Origin of the sequence: Nostoc sp., assembly GCF_036917315.1 — a bacterium.
In the GTDB taxonomy this organism is placed as follows: domain Bacteria; phylum Cyanobacteriota; class Cyanobacteriia; order Cyanobacteriales; family Nostocaceae; genus Nostoc.
Window position 1 is genome coordinate 1 of record NZ_JBALDR010000024.1, and the last position, 19,476, is coordinate 19,476.

A 19,476-nucleotide genomic window follows, 5' to 3' on the forward strand; every position below is an offset into this window, starting at 1 on the left:
AGGCAAATACAGTACAAAACGTATTAAATTTAACTCTAGTCTTTCTGGTTAAGCTTTCGTTACATAGTTAGAAATTTTCCCGCCCACCTACTTAGGCATTTATTGTAAAAGTAAAAGCACAACATTGTTGTGCTTTTGTAGATTATTTGTATTCAGTTCATTGTGACAACCAGATAGTTTCTTACTCAGTCCAGTTGAGTACTGTAGGCACTAAAACCATAAGCCAAAGTTTCTTTTAAATTATCTGATGGCTTGAGACTTCTGTTGATGGCATTAGCAAACGGCACGGGAATCCCTTTGATAGTTTCCGGCAAAATTGCATACTCTGCTGTTGGTTCGACAATGTATTCTGGACACTTGGCTTTCATCCCAGCATTAGCTAACATTTCTTGTATTTCAGCAGATGAGTATTGCTTGAGATATACTGGATTTCTCACAAATGGGTTCAGCCTTCTGATAAAATTATGGATGATATGAGAAGGACAAGACTTATTGTGAAAGGAATGATTAAAAACAAAAATTCCACCAGGTTTTAGCACACGAGAGATATCAGCCAATAAATTTCTTAATTGGGCATCTGGGATATGCATAAAAACGCAATTAGAAATTACCAAATCTATAGAATTATCTTCTAAAGGCAATGTTTCAGCAGAAGTGCAAATCAAGTTAAATTCCGCTTCTGGAAAAAAATTGTATTCTTGTTTAACTTTGATTAGCCGCCGCAATAAAGGTTCAGAAATATCAATGCCGTAATATTTCTCGCATTTCAGATTTTTCGCTTTCGAGAGATGTAAAGGTGCGCGACCATAACCAGAACCAATTTCTAGGATAGAACCAACAGATTTATTCAACGGAAATTTGTTCCAAGTACCTCCAGGCGTACCAGTTAGCAGAGTATAATCTTGTTTAATGGGTGATGTCGCTGCAATTTTTTCAATTTTTTGGGAGCCATAATATGTTTTACCAATTGCATCCCATGTTTTTTTATGTTGAGTATTAGTTAATTGTTCATAGTCGCTAGGAAAATAAATTCCATCTCGTAATTCAAAGTCATTTAGACTGGATTTTACATTTGCTAATTGAGACATTATGATTATCCTCATCAATAGTCAAGTCTGTTTTCTGTTATACTCTTAACTCAGCATTAACCGCAAGTGATTTTTACTGAACGGCTTTCCCTAAGCCTTTTTTAAAGTTTATAACTATTTTAAATTCGATGGAATGTGCTAGCAAAGCGCCTATTGCATCCAAGTGAAAACCGCTATAATAACAACCCTTGCTCGATCGAAACACAAGTTCGTATACATTAGTTGATGGACTGCAACAATTGGAGGCTGCGATGGTAGGAGGGTTACAACAAAAACGGGTGGTAGTTGTAGGTGCTGGTTGGGCTGGTTTAGGCGCAACCTACCATTTGGCAAAACAAGGTTATGATGTGACACTTCTCGAAGCCGGCCCCTATCCCGGTGGATTGGTGGCAGGTTGGCAAACATCTGCTGGAAAATCTGTTGAAGCTGGCATTCATGGGTTTTGGTATCCTTACAAAAATATTTTTTCCTTAATCAATGAATTAGAAATTAATCCTTTTACTACTTGGACTCGTTCTTCGCAATATTCGCCAGCAGGTTTGGAAGTTGAATCACCAATTTTTCAAGATTTACCGCGACTCCCCTCGCCACTGGGAACTTTTCTTTACACTCAGTTTAAGCGGCTGCCACTAATTGACCGTCTCAGCGCCTTGCCTTTACTTTATGCTGTCGTTGATTTTGACAATTCCGATGCAGCTTGGCGGCGCTATGATTTTGTAACTGCCCGTGAATTGTTCAAAGACTTTAACGTTTCTGCACGACTCTACCGCGAGGCTTTTGAACCGATGTTATTAGTGGGCTTGTTTGCCCCTGGCGAACAGTGTTCAGCCGCCGCAACTTTAGGGATGCTTTACTTTTTTATTCTGGCTCATCAACCCGATTTTGATGTGGTTTGGTGTCGGGGAACTGTCGGAGAAAAGATATTTCGTCCTTGGGTGGAACGAATTGAGAAAGCTGGTGTGCGAGTGTTGCCCAAGCGTCGGGTTACAGACTTAATTGTTGATACTAATCAAGTTAAGGGTGTGGTCTGCGGTGATGAAGTTTTTGATGCAGATGCCGTGATTTTTGCGGTTGGAATCACGGGGATGAAGAAAATTGTCTCAACTAGTCCTAGTTTACAAAGTCGTGAAGAATTCCGTAATTTGAGCAATTTAGGAGCAATTGATGTTTTAGCCACGCGACTATGGTTTGACCGCAAAATTGATATTCCTCGTCCTTCTAATGCTTGCTTTGGATTCGATGCAAGTACAGGTTGGACGTTTTTTGATTTGAATGCTCTACATGATGAATATCGGGATGAACCGGGAACAGTGATTGAAGCTGATTTCTATCACGCAAATCAGTTTCTGGGTTTGAGTGATGAGGAGATTTTAGCAATTGTTCAGGGTTATTTAGCAACTTGTGTACCAGCGTTTCAGCAGGCAAAGATAATTGATAGCAGTGTAATTCGGCTACATCAAGCTGTGACTCACTTTGCACCTGGCAGCTATCGTTATATGTTGCCCGCTAAGACAAGCTTTGAGAATGTATTTATGAGTGGCGATTGGATTGTGAACCATCATGGTTCCTGGTCGCAGGAAAAAGCTTATGTTACTGGTTTGGAGGCGGCGAATTTGGTGGTGTCTTATTTGGGAGAAGGTCAGCCATCTGAGATTTTAGCTGTAGAAGAGGATGAAGTGCATATCCAAGTGGCGCGATCGCTCAACCAAACTTTGCGTAACTTAGGCAAATCTATCCTACCTAACTTTTGGTTGCCATAATCTGTGGGGCCGCAGTATATTTCTTGCCAATCTAGTCAATCGCTAATTGTAATCTAAATTCGGTAAGCTAAAGAAAGCGATCGCGATACTATCCTTATAATGTAAATCAAATCACATAAGCTTATGGAGCCAGACTCTTTACCAACCGAGGTGATTCTGACGCACCCGCGTGAGTCCCTTGGTAGAGTGCAACTTGATTGGACACCCCAACCCGGAAACTATCTTGATTTTGAAGGTAAAACCTACGCGGTTTTAGAGCGCCGCCATAGATATCAACTTCAAGCTGGGCGCTACCGCTTGCATAATATTGCCATTTATGTACAGTCTGCTAAACGACCATCTGAGAAAAGTTTGGTAGCGGGACGTTGGGTAATCGGTGATGCCACTTGCTGCTACAACGCTCATTCAGAACTCATTCGCTGTGCAGTCAACCCAGATGGGCCTTGCGAATCTTGCCGCTTTTATGAAAAGTTAGAAGTTAGGAGTTAGGAGTTAAGAGTGAGGAGTTAAAAGTTATTCTCCCTCATCTCCTCCATTCCTGTCAGCTTCCGGCACCAAAAACTTCTCCTACAGTTAAGCGGGTACCATTCACAAAATCCCATCCCGACTGGGGACGTTTACCGGCTAACTGAACCTCTCGCAACAGCAATAAACCTTCCCCAGTTTGGACAATCGCGCCAATTCCTTTGACAATGCTGACTACAACTCCCGGTTTATCTGATGTGCTTGACAAATCAGGTAATCTATGAGTCAATTCTTGCAATTCTGGTGGAAGATCGCGTAGACGCGGAGCGGCTTGTCGCCAGACATCGCTTACTGAACCAAGGGGAGCAGAAGCGGTGATTTTCAACAGGTTGTTACGAAAAGTAGCCGTGCAGTTCGGGTAAAAGCCTCTAATTTGATTGTGTAATTGGATCGCGCTTTTTGACCAATCCAAAGCATAATCTTGTTTTTGAATCAGAGAGGCGTAAGTAGCTGCTAAATTATCTTGGGGAATTGGTTGAATTTCTTTACGTTCCAACTTCAACAGAGTTTCCACCAACAAATCCCCACCGATTTCTGCTAGTCTGTCGGCTAAATCTTGGGCATTATCTAGTAATCCAATCGGTGTAGTGGCTATTTGGAGCATTGCGCCGGTATCCATCCCCACATCCATCAACATGGTGGTGATCCCCGTTTCTTTTTCTCCGTTATACAAACACCATTGAATCGGTGCTGCACCGCGATATTTGGGTAAAATCGAGCCATGCACATTAATGCAAGCTAATTTTGGCATATTCAAGATTTTTGCCGATAAAATCTGTCCATAAGCGACAACAACAAACACATCTGCATCTAATTGTTTGAGTTTGCTTAAAGTTTCAGTGTCTTTTTTCACCCGTTCGGGTTGCCATACTGGTAAGTTGTGAGCAGTGGCGATCGCTTTTACGGGTGTTGGCGTAAGTTTATTTCCGCGTTCCCGGCGTTTATCTGGTTGAGTGACAACCGCCAGCACCTCAAATTCTGAATGATTCAATAATTTTTCCAAGGTGGGTACAGCAAATTGAGGTGTACCAAAAAATACAATTTTCATTAATAATTACTAGTTTTTAGTCGTGAGTCATTAGTTAATCGTAAGTGCGCCCTTCATAACTGACAACATTTAATAAGCCAGCATCTAGCAGGTTCCTTTATTCGGGACGCAGTTGCAAAATACAGTTGTTAGCTGTAAATAATATTGGCTGTTTGGTGGTACAATACTTTCGTATTCATGAAACCAAAGGCTGCTTGATTAACTTGCCGGGTTAAGTTAACAAGCGTAACAGCTAGTATCAGCCGCATTTGCCTCTAGTGAAACTAATCACTTAGTGGTTTTTCTTTGCGAGTCGCTAGAGCATCTACCGAGTGAATTTTGTTGTGTTCCCGATCGTCTTCCCGAAATTAACTTTAAATGTAGTTAAATTTCCGAAAAACTATTGCGTCTTCTAACTACTTCTGTAGTTTAGATAGCAATTTATAACTTTGGGTTGCTGATAGCAATATATTCTGAGTATGATGTATTATGCTTCCGCTTTCCCAGGTTTTTAATTAACGCCTCACGTTTACCATCATGAGGGTTTGCGCTGTTATATTTGCTGTGTAACCTAGCTTAGTTGCTGTGTACTAGCGATCGCTAGTACGATCCCCAATAGCTGAGTTATCTAACTCTTGTTCCCCAGCGTCATTCCCCAAACTATATCCTAATATTCCTTAACCAAGACTTATTTTTGGTGTGTTTGGGTATAGGAACATTATATATCGTGTAGTAATTACTGAGTTCTCAGCATATTTACTATACTCGCATATTTTTGCAAAAAAATATTCCGTACCTAATTAAGAAAAGGTGTAGACAATGATACTTAATTTTTGTAAACCTCTGCAAACTTTGAAGATATTATTTCGTCATTAGTTTTAGTTTCTTGTTATACATATAACTACCACCTGCCCCATCGCTGTTGATGTATTGCTTCTCACATAGCAATTGCCCCCTCTAGAGAGTCTACAAATGCTTAAACCCCTTTTGCTGTCAGGATGGTTCCGCACACAACCATTTCTCAATTACGTTGTCGTTGTGATGCTGATTGCACCCTTATTAGGAGCATCGGCTCACTCGATCCCAGTAAGATCCGAAGTACATAAACTAACTTCGATGCCTGGAGAATCTGACTCCGTATCAAAGGAAATAGCTTTAGTTGGGGAACCTGAGATAGCTGAAACATTAAAAACAGATCAAATCGAATCGATAACAGAAGAATTTGACTCTGTACCAACACAAAGTACTGCTGTTCAGGAACCGCAAGTATTACCAGAAAATAAAATTGAGTCTTCAATTGAAGTAGATAATTATCTCTCAAGCAGCGATTTAGATGTAAGTGATGTAACTGTTCCCGATTCTTTGGCAGCAGTTGAACTCGCACCATCAACAGATGTTCCTGTTAGTCAACTTAATTTAATACGCAAACTTAAAGCTGCTAATGTCAAGTCTTTGAGAGGACAAGAAAATTATCTCTCTAGAGAAAAGTCTTTTACTGAATCATTGACAGCAACTCAAGTAGCACCAGCTATTAGAGAATCTCAATCAACCACAACGACGGAAATACCTGTTGTGGAAACAGCTAATGAGTCCCAAGCAGAACAAATAGATCCCATCGGTAGTCCTCATCCGATTCCTTGGAAATGGATTACAGCAACTCAAGAAGCTGTTGCTGCTAATGGTGGTTCTGGAGTGCGTCACTATCGCAGCGTACCCGTGATTTCTCCAGATGGTAAATATGCTGTTTATAGCCGAGTGCAACTGGAGGTAAAACCCCAAATGTACAACAGCCGTGTCACCAGCGTCATGTTTGTCCAAGATATGCACACTAAGAAATTGTGGGTGATGGCTTCAACGACTCCAGTTAGCGATCCTTTATTAAAGGTAAAGGCTGTAAAGGGAGAGTCTTCAGAAGAAAATGATCCGAGTGGAAAGATTGGGGTATTAGTTCCAGTTAGCTGGTCAGAAAAAGGCGATCGCTTCTTAGCACGCAAGTTTGATGGTATATTTAACACGGGTGATTCTACAGATAGTGCAGTGATTTGGGATCGGCAAAAAAATCACGCTAACACAGTCGCTCCTGTGAGTGAGGAAGAACATGAAAAAATTGCCGTATTGTTAGGCTGGAGTAAAAGCCAACCAGATCGCGTGTTATTCCGTGCGGGGGAATTGGGCGAGGAAAACTGGCCATTAATGCAAGTTGCTAATGATGGCAAGACTATCACTACAACAGACAACGATCGCCCGATTACTTTTGGTAAAAAGGTGACAGAAATTTGGGCAGGGCCACAAGTTGCCTACCGATAAATTATAAAAAACCCTACATACTCCCGTTGTCGTCACTGCTGACAACGGGATTTTTTTATCCCTGTTTTCGGAGAGTGACAGAGGTTGGATATCTTGAATGTTTACTGTTTTGGTGAGACAAATTCATATTTTCAATCAGCAATATAATATCTGCCAAACCATCTATAAAATAGTTTGTAGTGGATACTTTAGTCATCAAAGCAAGGACTTTAGTCCTGGCTACGAGCGAACAATTTGACTAAATTATAAATAAAAATACTTAAAATTAAAGCTAGAGAGGCTTATCACCTCTTTCCCATTCAGGTATAGCACCCTTCACCCGACGGATGGGCAAGTTGGCGATTAAAGCTGTGGTTCGTTGGTTGCTTTCTAAGGAGAACTCCAAGCCCTCTGTCTCAATTTCTACATAGCGACAGACTACATCTAGGATTTCCTTCCGCATTTTTTCCAACGTTTGAGGATCTAAGTCAGCGCGATCGTGAGCAATCACCAATTGCAGGCGACGTTTAACTTGAGTTCGACTGCTATCAGGGCCGCGAAAAAAAAGTTTTTCTAGAAGTTCAATCATTACGAATAGGTCTGGCGCGGAGACTGGAAAGGTAAGTTAAACAATCTTTGTCCACAACAACCTTCGTAGGCGGGCGAAGATGCTGTCTTGGGACGAGTCGATCTCCAGAAATTCGACACTTTCCCCTTCTAATCTACGAGCAATGTTCTCAAAGGCTGTGGCAGCTAAAGAAGGATTTTCTGCTAACACTAAGGGTTCGCCACGATTGGTAGATACAATAACACGCTCGTCGTCAGGGATTACCCCGATCAGGGGAATGGCGAGAAGTTCCTGAACATCTTGCACTGACATCATATCATTTGCCTGCACCATTGCGGGTCTGATGCGGTTAATTATTAAATGAACACGCTTGATACCTTGTGCTTCTAGTAACCCTACTACCCGATCGGCATCGCGAACTGAAGAAATTTCTGGTGTGCTGACAACTAGCGCTTCTTTGGCTGGGCCGATCGCATTTTTAAATCCATTTTCAATACCGGCAGGACTATCAATAATCACATACTGATATTTTTGTGCTAGTGCATTCACCAATAACTTCATCTGTTCGGGTGTGACTGCATCTTTAGAGCGATTTTGGGCTGCCGGCAGGAGTACGAGATTGGGTTGGCGCTTATCTTTCACCAGGGCTTGTTCTAACCGGCACTCTCTGGCTAAAACTTCTACCGCAGTATAAACGATGCGGTTTTCCAGCCCTAAGAGCAAATCCAAATTTCTCAAACCAAAATCCGCATCAACCAAAGCAACTTGACGCCCCATTTTGGCTAAAGCCATACCCAAATTTGCTGAAACTGTGGTTTTACCCACTCCTCCTTTACCGGAGGTAATCACAATAATGCGAGTCATGATAGAAATGCGGTCAATGAGGGTTCAGGAAATATAAAACAGTAAATTGCAGTATAAAGTATGAAGTATCGTATCAAGTATGAAGAAATATCTGTTCTCCCTGATGAGGGTGAGGCATGAATATTTGTTTTATTTCATCTTTACTTATATACTTCATTCTTTAAGTAAATATTTATGGTTCTTGATTGCTCTTGGTGAATTGGTTTCTGGAAAAATCAGTCGCCCTAGCGATACGAATTCCTTGGGGCGTAATATGTGCCACTTCTGGAGAAAACTGCATTGGCGGTTTTTCTGGTGCTCTAGCTACAGCATCTGCAATCCGCAGTTGAGTTGGTTCCATTTGCAAGGCCATAATCAGACACTCACTATTGCCTCCAGCCCCAGCATGAGCAATTCCACGCAAACGACCCCAGATAATAATATCTCCATCTGCAATTACAATACCACCTGGATTTAAATCTCCCAAGAGAATTACTGTCCCAGGATGACGAATTTCTACTCCAGAGCGGACTGTCATTTCTAAATAGAGAGCATCTTCTTGGGGGATCGCTGTAGCTGTTGGCTCGGTACTTAGGGAAGTTACGGGCTGTAATTGTTCTACTGAATACCCAGAAGTTACAGCAGCGATCGCAGTTTGCCGCCGACTCGTCGAGACAGATATCAGTCGGAGTTGGACTTCACTCAAAGCTTCGGCGAGTTCTTGGAGTTGTCTGGTATCTACCAAACGGTCTTGTGCCATTAAATGCACAGGTGTATTAGATACCCGGAAGCGATCGCCTGCACTCAGACGTTGCCTGATTTGTTGCCAAATATCAGACCAAGTAAGTTCTGAGGCAGATACTTGAGATTCTGAGGGCAAAATTAATAACAGTCGTCCCTCCTTACTTTTTAACTGGACTTGACTATTGTCATTTACACGATGCCCTGGTAATGCTAACTCATCGGGATTTAAGTCAGTCAAAATAAAATCCGATCCGGCATCAGTATTTGACTCTAAATCTGGGTCAGCAGGATTTGACTCTGCATCCCCAAGAACAGTATTTGATTTTAAATAAAGGAGGACAGATTTTAACTCAGCATCCGGGAGGATAGAATCTGACTCTACATCAGAAACAGTAGGATTTGCCTCTACCTCAGAAAGGATAGAGTTTGATTCTGCATTAGGAAGTGCAGAATTTGACTTTAGATTGGGAATCGCAGAATCAGAAGTCATGCAGTACTAGCCAAAAGACAACAGATTTTCAATTTTGGGTCGCACCTTTGGTGCGCTGACAGCGCAACTTGGATTTTGGATTTGTGTTACTCACAAGGGTGTTGGCGTAACGGGATATTAGTCCGACATTAAACAAAAGACTCTTTAATCTCAAATCGTTCGACTGAGCGTAGCCGTACCTCTCCGGGGAAGCAAGCTATGCGTAGCGTTCCGCAGGAAAGTCTAAAATCTCAAATTGGCACCGTCAACCTCTGATAAACTGTCCCCAAGGCATCAGCATCGCCGACATTACCTGGAAACAGCACCACAGGCAAATCAGGAAACTGGGGATGATCGGATGACGTTAACACCATTGAACAACCAGCTAAAATTTGACCGAGTAAACGGGCTGAAGTTAAAGCTAGTCCACTACTCAAGACATCGTTTGAAGTAATGCCACCCTTACCGATCAAGAATCCTATATCAGATGGTAAACCGCGCACAATATCCATTAATAAACTTGAAACTTTTTCCCCAAACTCCAATCGTGTCTTGGCATCTTTAAAATTTAGTTCCTGACGGCTAGTATAAACCACTGGTGTTTTGCCAGCTTCGTGTGCCGCCCGTGTACTTTCTTGGATTTCAGTTAGTAATGCCGCAGATTGATTTGTCTCATCAAGTAATCGCGCTACATCCACTTCGATGCCCACAGTTCCTTCTAGTTGCAACAGCGCCTCTAATTGCTGGGTAGTCTTTTTCACATGGGAACCAACAATCACCGCACCTGGTTTGCCTTGGCGCACGTACTGCCCCATCTTTTCGGCAGCAATGGGTTGGGGTGGTAAAGCAGCTAAAGCCGTTAAAATACTTGCTGCACTGCGAAATAGAAAGCGTTTGCCTTGACTGGCGGCTGCTAATATATCTACTGCAAAGCGGTTGAGATCGGCTTGAGTTTCACCATCGACGACAGCGCACTGATTACCATGAAGTTGTAACAATCGTGACAAACTACCAGCGCGAATATCGGCCAGGAGAAACCTTTCTACAACTTCGGCACTAGTTCGTCCTTGAGTCTTTTCTTCGACGTACTTGGGTAAGTAACTGTGATGGTAGCTGAAGACGGAATCACGGGCAAATTCGGTTTCATGGACTGGGGTGGTTGCACCGCCAATAATTAAGTAATGTACGCTGTCACGGGTGATGCGTCCCCCCTCAAAAAATGCTGGTACGAGAAAATGAGCATCAAAGGGGCCGAGTTCTTGTGCGATCGCATCTGTTTCAATCGGATAATGTCCCCGCAAAGTAGAATCAGAACGGCTGACAATTAGAAAATCGTCGATTCCTTCAGCCTTCAAAGCGATTTTCAGGTTATGGCAAACTTCTTTGATGACAGATGCAGCTGACTCTGGCGTTAGCGCTCTAGTATTAGTCAGCACAAAGAAAATCGGCGAATCATCCTGCAACCCACGGCGTAAAGTCTCCACATCCCAGTGCATTAGCAGCAAGCAGCTGTGGACTGTTTGAGAACCTGTAGGGTCATCATCCAGGACAATTATTTTGGGTTTGTTGCTCATTTAAGTCAACGGGGCGATTGTTTTCTGGGAAAGTGTTGGGCGACTAGAAGTCACTACTACATGAGTAAAGTCCACCTCCGTGAACTAATTCAAAATCAAGGGTTTTCTAACCTGTGGAGGCAGGTAAATTCTCGTGTAACCGCTTTTACAAACATTCTCTTAGCCTTTCTGCAATTTTCTGATTTCTGCTTGCACATCGATCGCAATTTGCAATGATTGATTTAGCAGTTGAGCATATTCGCCTGCTTGACTACTAACTTGTAAAGCTCGAAGACTGGGTAAATTATTCACAAATAGCTCTTGATTATTTGCAAGCAATTTTTTATTATCTCGCAAAATTCGTTCCGTTTTCAGAGCGCGGACTAAATCTTCTCGAATCAGTTGCAAGGCGGAGGTTACTTTATCTCGGTCATGGATACTGCTTTCTACGTTTCCTGATGCTGCTAATTGGTCATTAATATCTATAGCAGCAACCAGATCGTGATATTTATCAACTTCGTCTAGAAGTATTGTCAGTCCTTCAGGACAGGTTAATTGTCGCCATAGCCATCGTCCCACTAATATCGGCATTGGCACTAAAATTAGTAAAAGAATTCCTAGTCGAACTGAAGAACCAATTGTTGGCAGAATAATAAACGCGTAAACAAAGCCCACAATTATTGGCGTTAGCGCCAGCGTCACCAGCATTTCACTGATAAAAAAGCCTAATCGCTTTTTGCCATCTCGCAAAACCGAGGGCCGAAAAACGTCTTCTGGATCGAACCCAGTCAAACGTCTCAGTTCGCCCTTACTAATTTCCAAGCCTATTAAGTCCGGCTGCACGTCTGCATACTCCTATGGAAACCCAAGTTGCGTATTCATTTTAATCGGGTTTACCGTGATGATTGTGGTTATATTCAGGAAACCAGTTTTCATCTAAGATTTGTTCTAAAGAACCAATGGGTATAACGGGGAATAAGTCAATGGGAAGTTGAGAGCGATCGCTTGCTTCTGTTCTTGCATCTTGATAACATTCATCAAATATTTCTAAAATGTAAGGTTTCAAGCTAGGACTATCTTTCAAAGCTTTTTTAATTTCTCTACGAAAAGTCCTGATTTCCCCTTTCCAATGTCCTTGATTACGTTCTCGTTCTTCATCCCAAAATTTGAGTTTTAGTAGATGTTGAAGAAGCTTAATTAATAAACTTTCAATTGCTCGCTTCTCCCTTCTACCCATAGTTTCTAACTCTTCTAACAAATTCTCCAAATCAACAGCAGAAAACTGTCCAGTGCGAAGTTGGTTTATGGTTGTCATCAGCCACAGGTAATAATCTTGGTCGTATAAGGTTTGAGTTACTGATTGGATTATTGGTTTTACCATACACTAACCGAACTCCTACTATTTTTTTTAATTTAGCTCAATTGACCTTCTATCCAAAATTGCCTATGATCTCTGACTCTAGCTCATGTCATTTCTGTTGTAACATCAAACACAAGCAGAACTTAGTTGTGTTCAAGACTTATACCACTAATATCAATTCTATATAAGCCTGCATAGAAGCCTCTTTATCTAGCAGTGATTTCAGGCTGTTCATTCTGTGCATCTTCATAGAGCATTGGTATAAAGGTTTCAGCGTTAGCTTTGGTGTTTCAGTAAAAATAGATCGAGTCTATCTAAGGTGCAAGAGCAATTTAGTAGTTTACTGTGTGGGAATCTTTAACCGATGTTCGAGGTTTGGGTTGTAGTCTTGAGTTGCTAATGGTATGTACTCAGCATTCCTCATGCTGAGGTTATGAATTTCAGTCAAGGTGCAATACCGAAAATATTCCTTAAGTCTAAATTAAAGCTTACTCAAAGAATGAGGTTTTCATTTCCCAAGTCATTGAGAATATACGAGTTCCCATTCATTAACCTCCAAATATCAGTCTGATAAATCGATTATTACTGAGGTAAAAATGGCTAAAAGTAAAGCTAAATCAACAGATATCCTTTCATTAATTGAAGCAGAGCATCGCCAAGTTGAGAAACTTTTTGCAGAAGCAGAAAAAGTTAAGGGTGCAAAGTTGGTTGAGCAATTCAATCAAATATATATGGCATTGATCTTACACGCAAGAACTGAAGAATTAGTCTTCTATCCAGCTTTGCGAGAATACGAAGAAACTGAACAATATGTTGAAGAAGCTGAAGAAGAACATGAAGAAATTTCAGTTATTTTAGAAGAAATTAAGGCGCTTAAGCCTACTCAACCTGAGTTTAAAGAAAAAATGAGCGAATTGAAAGAAACACTTGAGCATCATGTAGAAGAAGAAGAAAGCGAAATTTTTAATGCTGTGCGCGAATGTATGAGCGATCGGGAACTAACTGAATTGGGACAGGAGTTTCAAGAAACTAAAGCTAAGTTGGTGTCAAATGTAGAAGCTGCATTAGCAATGTAGTAATGCACTTGATTGTAAATGTTTGCATAAATAGTTCTCTAGATTTTACACGTAATTAGGGCATTAATTAAATTACCCAAATATACCTTCATCAAAGAGTAGAAAAATGACTGTTACAAATGGTAAGAACAAAATTCGTTACGCCGTTGTTGGTTTAGGTTGGTTTGCCCAACAAGCTGCCTTACCTTCCTTTGTTCACGCTGAAAACTCGGGATTAGTCGCACTGGTTTCAGATGACCCCACAAAAAGCGAAGAACTAAGCAAAAAGTACGGTATCAACCATACTTATTCTTACGAGGAGTATGAGGACTGTCTGGCAAGTGGCGAGGTTGATGCAGTTTATATTGCGCTACCTAATCACTTGCATTGTGACTACACTGTGCGGGCTGCTAATCAGGCAATTCATGTGTTATGTGAAAAGCCAATGGCAGTTACAGAAAAAGAGTGTGAAATAATGATTCAAGCTGCCAATGACAATAATGTGAAGTTGATGATTGCCTACCGGTTACATTTAGAAGAAGCCAATTTACAAGCAGTTGAAATTTTGCGCTCAAAGCAAATTGGTGAACCACGGATTTTCAATTCGGTTTTTACCCAGGAAGTAGAAGAAGGCAATATTCGTTTACGAGATGTTACAGGTGGTGGCACGCTCTACGATATTGGCATCTACTGCATTAATGCTGCACGTTACCTATTTCAAGATGAACCAATTGAAGTATTTGCTGTAGCTGCCAATAACGGAGAACAACGCTTCAGCGAAGTGGAAGAAATGGCTAGCGTTATATTACGTTTCCCCAATGAGCGATTGGCAACATTTACCTGTAGCTTTGGAGGGGCAAGTGTTTCAACCTATCAGATTGTCGGAACTCAAGGCGATTTACGTGTAGAACCTGCATATCCTTGGCAGGGAGAAATCAAGCATTATTTAACAATTAATAGTGAAACTCAAGAGCGTACCTTTGAGGGTCACGATCAACTAGCAGCTGAATTTACCTACTTCTCTGATTGTATTCTGCAAGATAAAGACCCAGAACCATCTGGGACGGAAGGATTGATTGATGTTAGTATCATTCAAGCGCTTTACCAGTCAATTGAAACTGGTCAACCTGTGCAGATCCAAACTCGCAATCGCCATCAACGTCCCACATCAGATCAAACTATTGAGCATCCTCCTAATGACGAGAAGCCAGACTTGATCCACGCTGCTGCACCTTCTGGCGAGTCGTAAGGTAGCTTTAAATATTTTTGACCAAATAATATCAGCTTGGTAAGACAAGTTGCTCTAAATAACTGGCCAAAGGTGGTGAGACTTGCGCCATCGTGTACTAGTCATGTTATAGCGATCGCTCAATAAAAAAAGGCAAATAGATCGCTGGCGGTTCAAGTAAAATTACTGCCGACAACGATCTATTCTGCCTCATGAACAACAAAACAAATTAAGGATAAAGACCTCTGTCAGTCAGCGCTTGAGCCACTCTACCTACCCCCAGCGTGTAAGCTGCTAACCTTAAAGAAATTTGGCGCACCTCTGACTGATGAATCACCTTACGGTACGCTTGCACCATCAAATGCTCCATTTCGCGGTTGACGCGCTCCTCATCCCAAAATACGTAAGAAAGACCCTGCACCCACTCTAAATAACTGACTACTACACCGCCAGCATTCGCCAAGATGTCCGGTAGCACTGTCACACCCCGCGCCTCTAACGCCAAGTTAGCCTCAAGAGTAACCGGGCCGTTAGCTGCCTCTGCAACAATCTGCGCCTGTACCTGATTCACATTTTCTTCAGTGATTTGGTTCTCCAAAGCTGCTGGTATTAAGACATCGCAGGGTAGAGTTAATAAATCTGCATTGCTAATTGGTACAGATTGCGGGAAACCCACAATACTCTTGCGATTTTCAGCGGCGTAGACTTTTAACTTGGGAATATCAAGACCGGCTTCGGAGAATATTCCTCCAGCACCAGTTGAAACAGCGATAATTTTCGCGCCTGCTTCATATAATAATTCCGCTGCGGCACAGCCGACGTTACCGAAACCCTGAATAGCTACTCGCACTCCTACCAAGGATTTACCTCGATCTGCTAACGCCTCACGGACAATAATCATCGTGCCACGTCCGGTTGCCATTTCCCGTCCCAGAGAACCACCAATAGAAAGGGGTTTCCCAGTTACAACTCCTGGTACAGCATGACCAACATTTACAGAGTAAGTGTCCATCATCCAAGCCATTTCACGGGCAGAAGTACCCATATCTGGCGCCGGAATATCTACGGAAGGCCCAATATCTTTAATCAACTCGCTGATATAACGGCGGCTGATTCGCTCTAATTCGCCAACACTGTAACGTTTGGGATCTATAGCAATGCCACCTTTCCCACCACCGTAAGGAATACCTAACAAGGCACATTTCCAGGTCATCAGCATTGCTAGAGCGGATACTTCGCGCAATGTCACAGCCGGATGGAAACGAATTCCACCCTTGTAAGGGCCTAAGACATCAGAGTGCTGTACCCGGTGTCCAGCGAGAACTTGTATTTCCCCATCATCTAGTTTCACGGGAATGGAAACCGTGACAACCTTACGCGGATGGCTGAGAATTTCTAGCAAACCCTGATTTAAATTTAATTCTTTAGCTGCCGCTTCTAAGTAACTACAGGCTTGGTCAAAGGGGCATATATGCGCTGGAGAAGCAGGTTCTGACAGCAACGAAGATTTTGAAATCATAAATTTTCTCCTAATCACGGTATCTTTGCGAACCGGATCTCATCTGTACTTAAGCTTATCCTTTTTTTTTGGGAAAACAAGTTTTTTGTAGTTTTTGTTACAGTTTTATATTTTGTATTCTGATATGTGAAAATTATTCAAAAATCACCTTTACTAAAGACGTGCAGCTGTGTGCCTTAATAAAAATTAATATATTATGTTGGTCAGATAGTTAAACCCACAAGTTTTTACCTTGCTAAAGCGATCGCAGCATTCTGCCCACCAAAGCCAAAACTTAAACATAATACCTGGCGAATTCTACTGAGACGTGCTGCCGTAACTAAATCCAAATCAAACTCTGGTTGCTGCAATCCCACACAAGGCGGTAATATTTGATGCCTTAATGCCATGAGAGAAAAAGCTACACCTAAAGCTCCAGATGCCCCTAATGTATGACCTGTACTTCCCTTAGTGGAACTAACTGCCACGCCTTGGGGAAACATACGCTGGATTACGATGCTCTCCATTTGGTCATTTAGCTGGGTAGCTGTGCCATGAGCATGAATGTAATCGATATCGGTTGGTAATAAACAACTACGTTCTAGACATTGTTTGATAGCTGCGATCGCACTTTTCCCTTCAGGTTCTGGTGAATTACTATGATATGCGTCGTTAGTTAAGCCAAAACCGAGAATTTCACCATACACTTTTGCTTGACGCTGCTTTGCAAACTCTGCTGATTCTAAGACAAACACAGCCGCACCTTCTCCCAAGACTAAGCCTTCCCGATGCAAATCAAAGGGATAAGCCCCAGTTTTTGCTAAAGCACCCATCTGCTGAAACCCAGCTAAAGTTAAGGGTGTAATTGGTGCTTCCACTGCACCTGCGATCGCCTGTTGACATTGCCCAGTTTGGATAAGCATAGCTGCTTGCGCAATAGACCAAACTCCAGTCGCACAAGCTGCCATCGGTGCCAAAACTATCCCCGATGCACCGATTTGCCTTGCAGCTGCGATCGCATTGATATGAGGTAATGTATCTAGCCAATTTCCAAAAGAGGACACAGGAAAATTTTCTGCGTCACTATATATTTGCCGTGCGAACTTTTCCCAAGAAGCTTGATAAGAGCGACTCGATCCAATGACTACAGCACAATCAGCTAAAGGGGCAACTAACCCAGAATCTTGCAGTGCAGAAGCTACAACCATTTGAGTTAACATTGTCAACTCAGATGGTTGTTGATCGATCAAACCTAGAGGAAGTGGTGCAAGTTCTGGAAATGGTTGATGTAACCGAATTCCAGATTTACCTGCAATTAAATTTCGCCAACTATTCTCTAAGCTTCCACCCAAAGCGGAAACTAGACCAATACCAGTAACACAAACCTTAACCAATCTGAATTTTAGGAGTAAAGAATCTTCCGCTATTCAAACATTCAATTCTTTATTTTGAATTGATTTCTCCTACTTTCCAGGTGTTTTCAGATTTTCAGCACCTTGAGTAACTTTAGCGGAGTCAATGCGATCGCCTTGCTGAATTTTGTTTACTACATCGAAGCCTTGAGTGACATTGCCAAACACGGCGTAGTTACCATCTAAGAACGCCAAATCTGCTAAAGCAAAGTAAAACTGGGCAGAAGCTGAATCTGGTGATTGCGATCGCGCCATCGCTACTGCACCCTGTTTATGGGGCAATACGACAGCTTGAGCAGTAGCATCAAATGGTTTATTGTAAATCGGAGTATCTGAACCTTTAGCCTTAACTTCTAAAGGTATGTAACGAGCATTTCCCGTTTTTGGGTCAATATAGCTACCTGTTCCTAGTTGATCTGCTGGAACTTTCGGGTCTTTGCTTTTGGGATCGCCCCCTTGAACTACAAACGGTTGGGGTTCGCGCACAACTCGATGGAAAGCTAAACCATCGTACACACCCTTTTGCACTAAATCTACGAAGTTGCCAGCTGTAATGGGGGCATCGGTGCCGTCTACTTCGATAGTAATCGGCGAACCTTTAACCGTGATTACCACAGTAGCCTTGCCTTCGAGGCGCGGTAAATCTGTTATTCCAGGAATACTCTCACTAATAGTTTGAGATACAGAAGTTGCTTCAGTAGTTGCCTTGGTGCTTGCCTCGCTTGTGGTCGAGGTAGCAGTCGAGTTTGGAGAAGACGCATTAGAAGCGACTTGCTGTGTTGAACATCCTCCCAACATCAAGGCACTGATAATCACAAGAGAAAGCAAAAATTGTGAAATTTTTAACCGCATTGCCTGTTACCGATTTAACCAGAGTATCTTATCGTTTTGAGGGGCATTGGGCATAAGAGGCAGAGGGGCAGGGAGCAAGGGAGCAGAGGCGAAAGAGGTAATTTAATTTTTATTCTCCCCCTTGCCCCCTGCTCCCTGCTCCCTGCCCCCTGGTCCCCTACTCCCAGGCTTCTTACCCCATTCCCTTAAAGTCCTTCTAATGACACTCCCAAAAAGCGGGCTAACTTTGCGCCTTCTGTTTCCAACTCTGTTAAAGATAACGGTTGTCCAACCCGTGTTAAGGGTATATCTCGCCGTCCCTTAATGCGTAGATAGAGGGCGCGACGGGGGTTAAGACCTTCTTTTACGTCTATTAGTACAGATTGGACATCTTCTATGCGGCTATCAATCTGAATTCGGCGGTTTTTACCAGGAAACCCCCAGCGGAAGATTTTGATTGCGCCAGTTTCCCGATCGAATTCGTTGTAACCGCCTCCAACATCCAATACAATCACTAGCCATAGGTATGTGGCTAATAGCAAGCCAGCAGCACCATATAACCCCATAACTAATCCTTGGGGGACGAATACCAGTTGAGTGGGATCGGAAACTATGAGTAAATTAACTTTTAAATAACTGGATATTCCAGACAATAAGAAGCCGCTTGCTCCCAAGGTAACGATAGTTGCCCACCAGTAGTTACTGAACCGACGAGAACCGAGAACATTTTGGTGCAGGAGGCGATCGCCTTTGTTAATCGTTGTTGATGTCGTCATTGAACTACCATTGCCCGTGAGATACTCGCTGTAACATACTCGCACACTGAATGCTTTTGCATAGAGTGGTGGGTTCCTGTGCCAATCCAGCTATTGCTTAGGAGGCACCCAGAGCTATCTATGTTTGAAGTCCACGGGAACCCTGCCGCAGACTATAAATTTTTCACTTTGCACCCTACAAATTTTACTGTCCCGGATGATGCTGGTTTACTTGTACTACGGGACAAACGACTTAGGCTATTTGTATTTAGTCAAGATGTGCCAACTTTCTTTCTCCTTGTCTAACGTTTCACATAGGTTTTCTAGAGGTGTATCAACGACCGTGGCGGCGAAGTGACTATCCGCATTTTACCAAACATCGTTGACAAAAACTCAACTGCGCCCTTCCATGTTCCTGCTACCGATATAATTTTTTAGGGAATGTTGTACTATTTTTTCACTCAATGGCCGATC

General features: G+C 42.4%; 17 protein-coding genes. 5 read left to right on the top strand and 12 right to left on the bottom strand.

Annotated features, from left to right (window positions below):
* Positions 1-185 precede the first annotated feature (185 nt).
* On the bottom strand, positions 186-1,088 hold the full coding sequence (locus tag V7K84_RS11245) for a class I SAM-dependent methyltransferase (protein WP_334838084.1): 903 nt from the start codon (positions 1,086-1,088) through the stop codon (positions 186-188).
* Positions 1,089-1,339: 251 nt separating this feature from the next.
* Between V7K84_RS11245 and V7K84_RS11250 the strand changes: the two genes are divergently transcribed.
* Both V7K84_RS11250 and V7K84_RS11255 read left to right on the top strand, forming a co-directional pair.
* Positions 1,340-2,848: a hydroxysqualene dehydroxylase gene (locus V7K84_RS11250; protein ID WP_334838117.1), complete on the top strand. Its 1,509-nt coding sequence runs from the start codon at positions 1,340-1,342 to the stop codon at positions 2,846-2,848.
* A gap of 123 nt (positions 2,849-2,971) precedes the next feature.
* The gene (locus V7K84_RS11255; protein ID WP_334838086.1) at positions 2,972-3,337 is read left to right on the top strand and encodes a DUF6464 family protein; all 366 of its coding nucleotides are present in this window, start codon (positions 2,972-2,974) and stop codon (positions 3,335-3,337) included.
* Positions 3,338-3,389: 52 nt separating this feature from the next.
* Here the strand turns inward: V7K84_RS11255 and fmt are convergent, their stop codons facing one another.
* Complete coding sequence (gene fmt, locus V7K84_RS11260; protein ID WP_334838088.1) at positions 3,390-4,421, bottom strand: methionyl-tRNA formyltransferase; 1,032 nt, start codon at positions 4,419-4,421, stop codon at positions 3,390-3,392.
* A 951-nt stretch (positions 4,422-5,372) separates the two neighbouring features.
* Here fmt and V7K84_RS11265 point away from each other — a divergent pair.
* The gene (locus V7K84_RS11265) at positions 5,373-6,707 is read left to right on the top strand and encodes a hypothetical protein (protein ID WP_334838089.1); all 1,335 of its coding nucleotides are present in this window, start codon (positions 5,373-5,375) and stop codon (positions 6,705-6,707) included.
* 271 nt (positions 6,708-6,978) lie between these two features.
* On the opposite strand, the gene minE is transcribed toward V7K84_RS11265, so the two are convergent.
* The 6 genes from minE to V7K84_RS11295 form a co-directional block, all read right to left on the bottom strand.
* A complete protein-coding gene (gene minE / locus V7K84_RS11270) occupies positions 6,979-7,275 on the bottom strand; it encodes a cell division topological specificity factor MinE (protein ID WP_094350996.1) in 297 nt (98 codons plus the stop codon).
* Between the two features lie 36 nt (positions 7,276-7,311).
* On the bottom strand, positions 7,312-8,118 hold the full coding sequence (minD, locus tag V7K84_RS11275) for a septum site-determining protein MinD (protein WP_012410009.1): 807 nt from the start codon (positions 8,116-8,118) through the stop codon (positions 7,312-7,314).
* A 172-nt stretch (positions 8,119-8,290) separates the two neighbouring features.
* Positions 8,291-9,331: a septum site-determining protein MinC gene (gene minC, locus V7K84_RS11280; protein WP_334838091.1), complete on the bottom strand. Its 1,041-nt coding sequence runs from the start codon at positions 9,329-9,331 to the stop codon at positions 8,291-8,293.
* Between the two features lie 230 nt (positions 9,332-9,561).
* Positions 9,562-10,884: a four-carbon acid sugar kinase family protein gene (locus tag V7K84_RS11285; RefSeq protein ID WP_334838092.1), complete on the bottom strand. Its 1,323-nt coding sequence runs from the start codon at positions 10,882-10,884 to the stop codon at positions 9,562-9,564.
* A gap of 159 nt (positions 10,885-11,043) precedes the next feature.
* Complete coding sequence (locus V7K84_RS11290) at positions 11,044-11,706, bottom strand: hypothetical protein (protein WP_334838093.1); 663 nt, start codon at positions 11,704-11,706, stop codon at positions 11,044-11,046.
* Between the two features lie 40 nt (positions 11,707-11,746).
* On the bottom strand, positions 11,747-12,244 hold the full coding sequence (locus V7K84_RS11295) for a DUF29 domain-containing protein (protein ID WP_334838094.1): 498 nt from the start codon (positions 12,242-12,244) through the stop codon (positions 11,747-11,749).
* A gap of 575 nt (positions 12,245-12,819) precedes the next feature.
* On the opposite strand from V7K84_RS11295, the gene V7K84_RS11300 reads away from it, so the two are divergent.
* A complete protein-coding gene (locus tag V7K84_RS11300) occupies positions 12,820-13,299 on the top strand; it encodes a hemerythrin domain-containing protein (protein WP_334838096.1) in 480 nt (159 codons plus the stop codon).
* A gap of 106 nt (positions 13,300-13,405) precedes the next feature.
* Complete coding sequence (locus V7K84_RS11305) at positions 13,406-14,527, top strand: Gfo/Idh/MocA family oxidoreductase (RefSeq protein ID WP_334838097.1); 1,122 nt, start codon at positions 13,406-13,408, stop codon at positions 14,525-14,527.
* A gap of 208 nt (positions 14,528-14,735) precedes the next feature.
* Here the strand turns inward: V7K84_RS11305 and V7K84_RS11310 are convergent, their stop codons facing one another.
* The 4 genes from V7K84_RS11310 to V7K84_RS11325 all read right to left on the bottom strand — a co-directional run bounded on the left by V7K84_RS11310 (position 14,736) and on the right by V7K84_RS11325 (position 19,023).
* Positions 14,736-16,025 carry a Glu/Leu/Phe/Val family dehydrogenase gene (locus V7K84_RS11310; protein ID WP_334838098.1) on the bottom strand — a complete coding sequence of 430 codons (1,290 nt, stop codon included), beginning with the start codon at positions 16,023-16,025 and terminating at the stop codon, positions 14,736-14,738.
* A 227-nt stretch (positions 16,026-16,252) separates the two neighbouring features.
* A complete protein-coding gene (locus V7K84_RS11315) occupies positions 16,253-17,398 on the bottom strand; it encodes a beta-ketoacyl-ACP synthase (RefSeq protein ID WP_334838099.1) in 1,146 nt (381 codons plus the stop codon).
* 69 nt (positions 17,399-17,467) lie between these two features.
* Positions 17,468-18,268 (bottom strand): peptidylprolyl isomerase, encoded by an 801-nt coding sequence (locus tag V7K84_RS11320; protein ID WP_334838100.1) that lies wholly within the window; start codon positions 18,266-18,268, stop codon positions 17,468-17,470.
* Positions 18,269-18,453: 185 nt separating this feature from the next.
* Entirely contained in the window at positions 18,454-19,023 is a 570-nt protein-coding gene (locus V7K84_RS11325; RefSeq protein WP_292737489.1) for a photosystem I assembly protein Ycf4, read from the bottom strand.
* Positions 19,024-19,476: the final 453 nt, after the last annotated feature.

What these genes read in the sequence shown, in the direction of transcription:
- V7K84_RS11285 (WP_334838092.1), bottom strand. Translation starts at nt 10,884, where the DNA reads ATGAGCAACAAACCCAAAATAATTGTCCTGGATGATGACCCTACAGGT.
- minD (WP_012410009.1), bottom strand. Translation starts at nt 8,118, where the DNA reads ATGACTCGCATTATTGTGATTACCTCCGGTAAAGGAGGAGTGGGTAAA.
- minC (WP_334838091.1), bottom strand. Translation starts at nt 9,331, where the DNA reads ATGACTTCTGATTCTGCGATTCCCAATCTAAAGTCAAATTCTGCACTT.
- V7K84_RS11320 (WP_334838100.1), bottom strand. Translation starts at nt 18,268, where the DNA reads ATGCGGTTAAAAATTTCACAATTTTTGCTTTCTCTTGTGATTATCAGT.
- V7K84_RS11305 (WP_334838097.1), top strand. Translation starts at nt 13,406, where the DNA reads ATGACTGTTACAAATGGTAAGAACAAAATTCGTTACGCCGTTGTTGGT.
- V7K84_RS11250 (WP_334838117.1), top strand. Translation starts at nt 1,340, where the DNA reads ATGGTAGGAGGGTTACAACAAAAACGGGTGGTAGTTGTAGGTGCTGGT.
- minE (WP_094350996.1), bottom strand. Translation starts at nt 7,275, where the DNA reads ATGATTGAACTTCTAGAAAAACTTTTTTTTCGCGGCCCTGATAGCAGT.
- fmt (WP_334838088.1), bottom strand. Translation starts at nt 4,421, where the DNA reads ATGAAAATTGTATTTTTTGGTACACCTCAATTTGCTGTACCCACCTTG.
- V7K84_RS11325 (WP_292737489.1), bottom strand. Translation starts at nt 19,023, where the DNA reads ATGACGACATCAACAACGATTAACAAAGGCGATCGCCTCCTGCACCAA.
- V7K84_RS11300 (WP_334838096.1), top strand. Translation starts at nt 12,820, where the DNA reads ATGGCTAAAAGTAAAGCTAAATCAACAGATATCCTTTCATTAATTGAA.
- V7K84_RS11245 (WP_334838084.1), bottom strand. Translation starts at nt 1,088, where the DNA reads ATGTCTCAATTAGCAAATGTAAAATCCAGTCTAAATGACTTTGAATTA.
- V7K84_RS11295 (WP_334838094.1), bottom strand. Translation starts at nt 12,244, where the DNA reads ATGGTAAAACCAATAATCCAATCAGTAACTCAAACCTTATACGACCAA.
- V7K84_RS11265 (WP_334838089.1), top strand. Translation starts at nt 5,373, where the DNA reads ATGCTTAAACCCCTTTTGCTGTCAGGATGGTTCCGCACACAACCATTT.
- V7K84_RS11255 (WP_334838086.1), top strand. Translation starts at nt 2,972, where the DNA reads ATGGAGCCAGACTCTTTACCAACCGAGGTGATTCTGACGCACCCGCGT.
- V7K84_RS11310 (WP_334838098.1), bottom strand. Translation starts at nt 16,025, where the DNA reads ATGATTTCAAAATCTTCGTTGCTGTCAGAACCTGCTTCTCCAGCGCAT.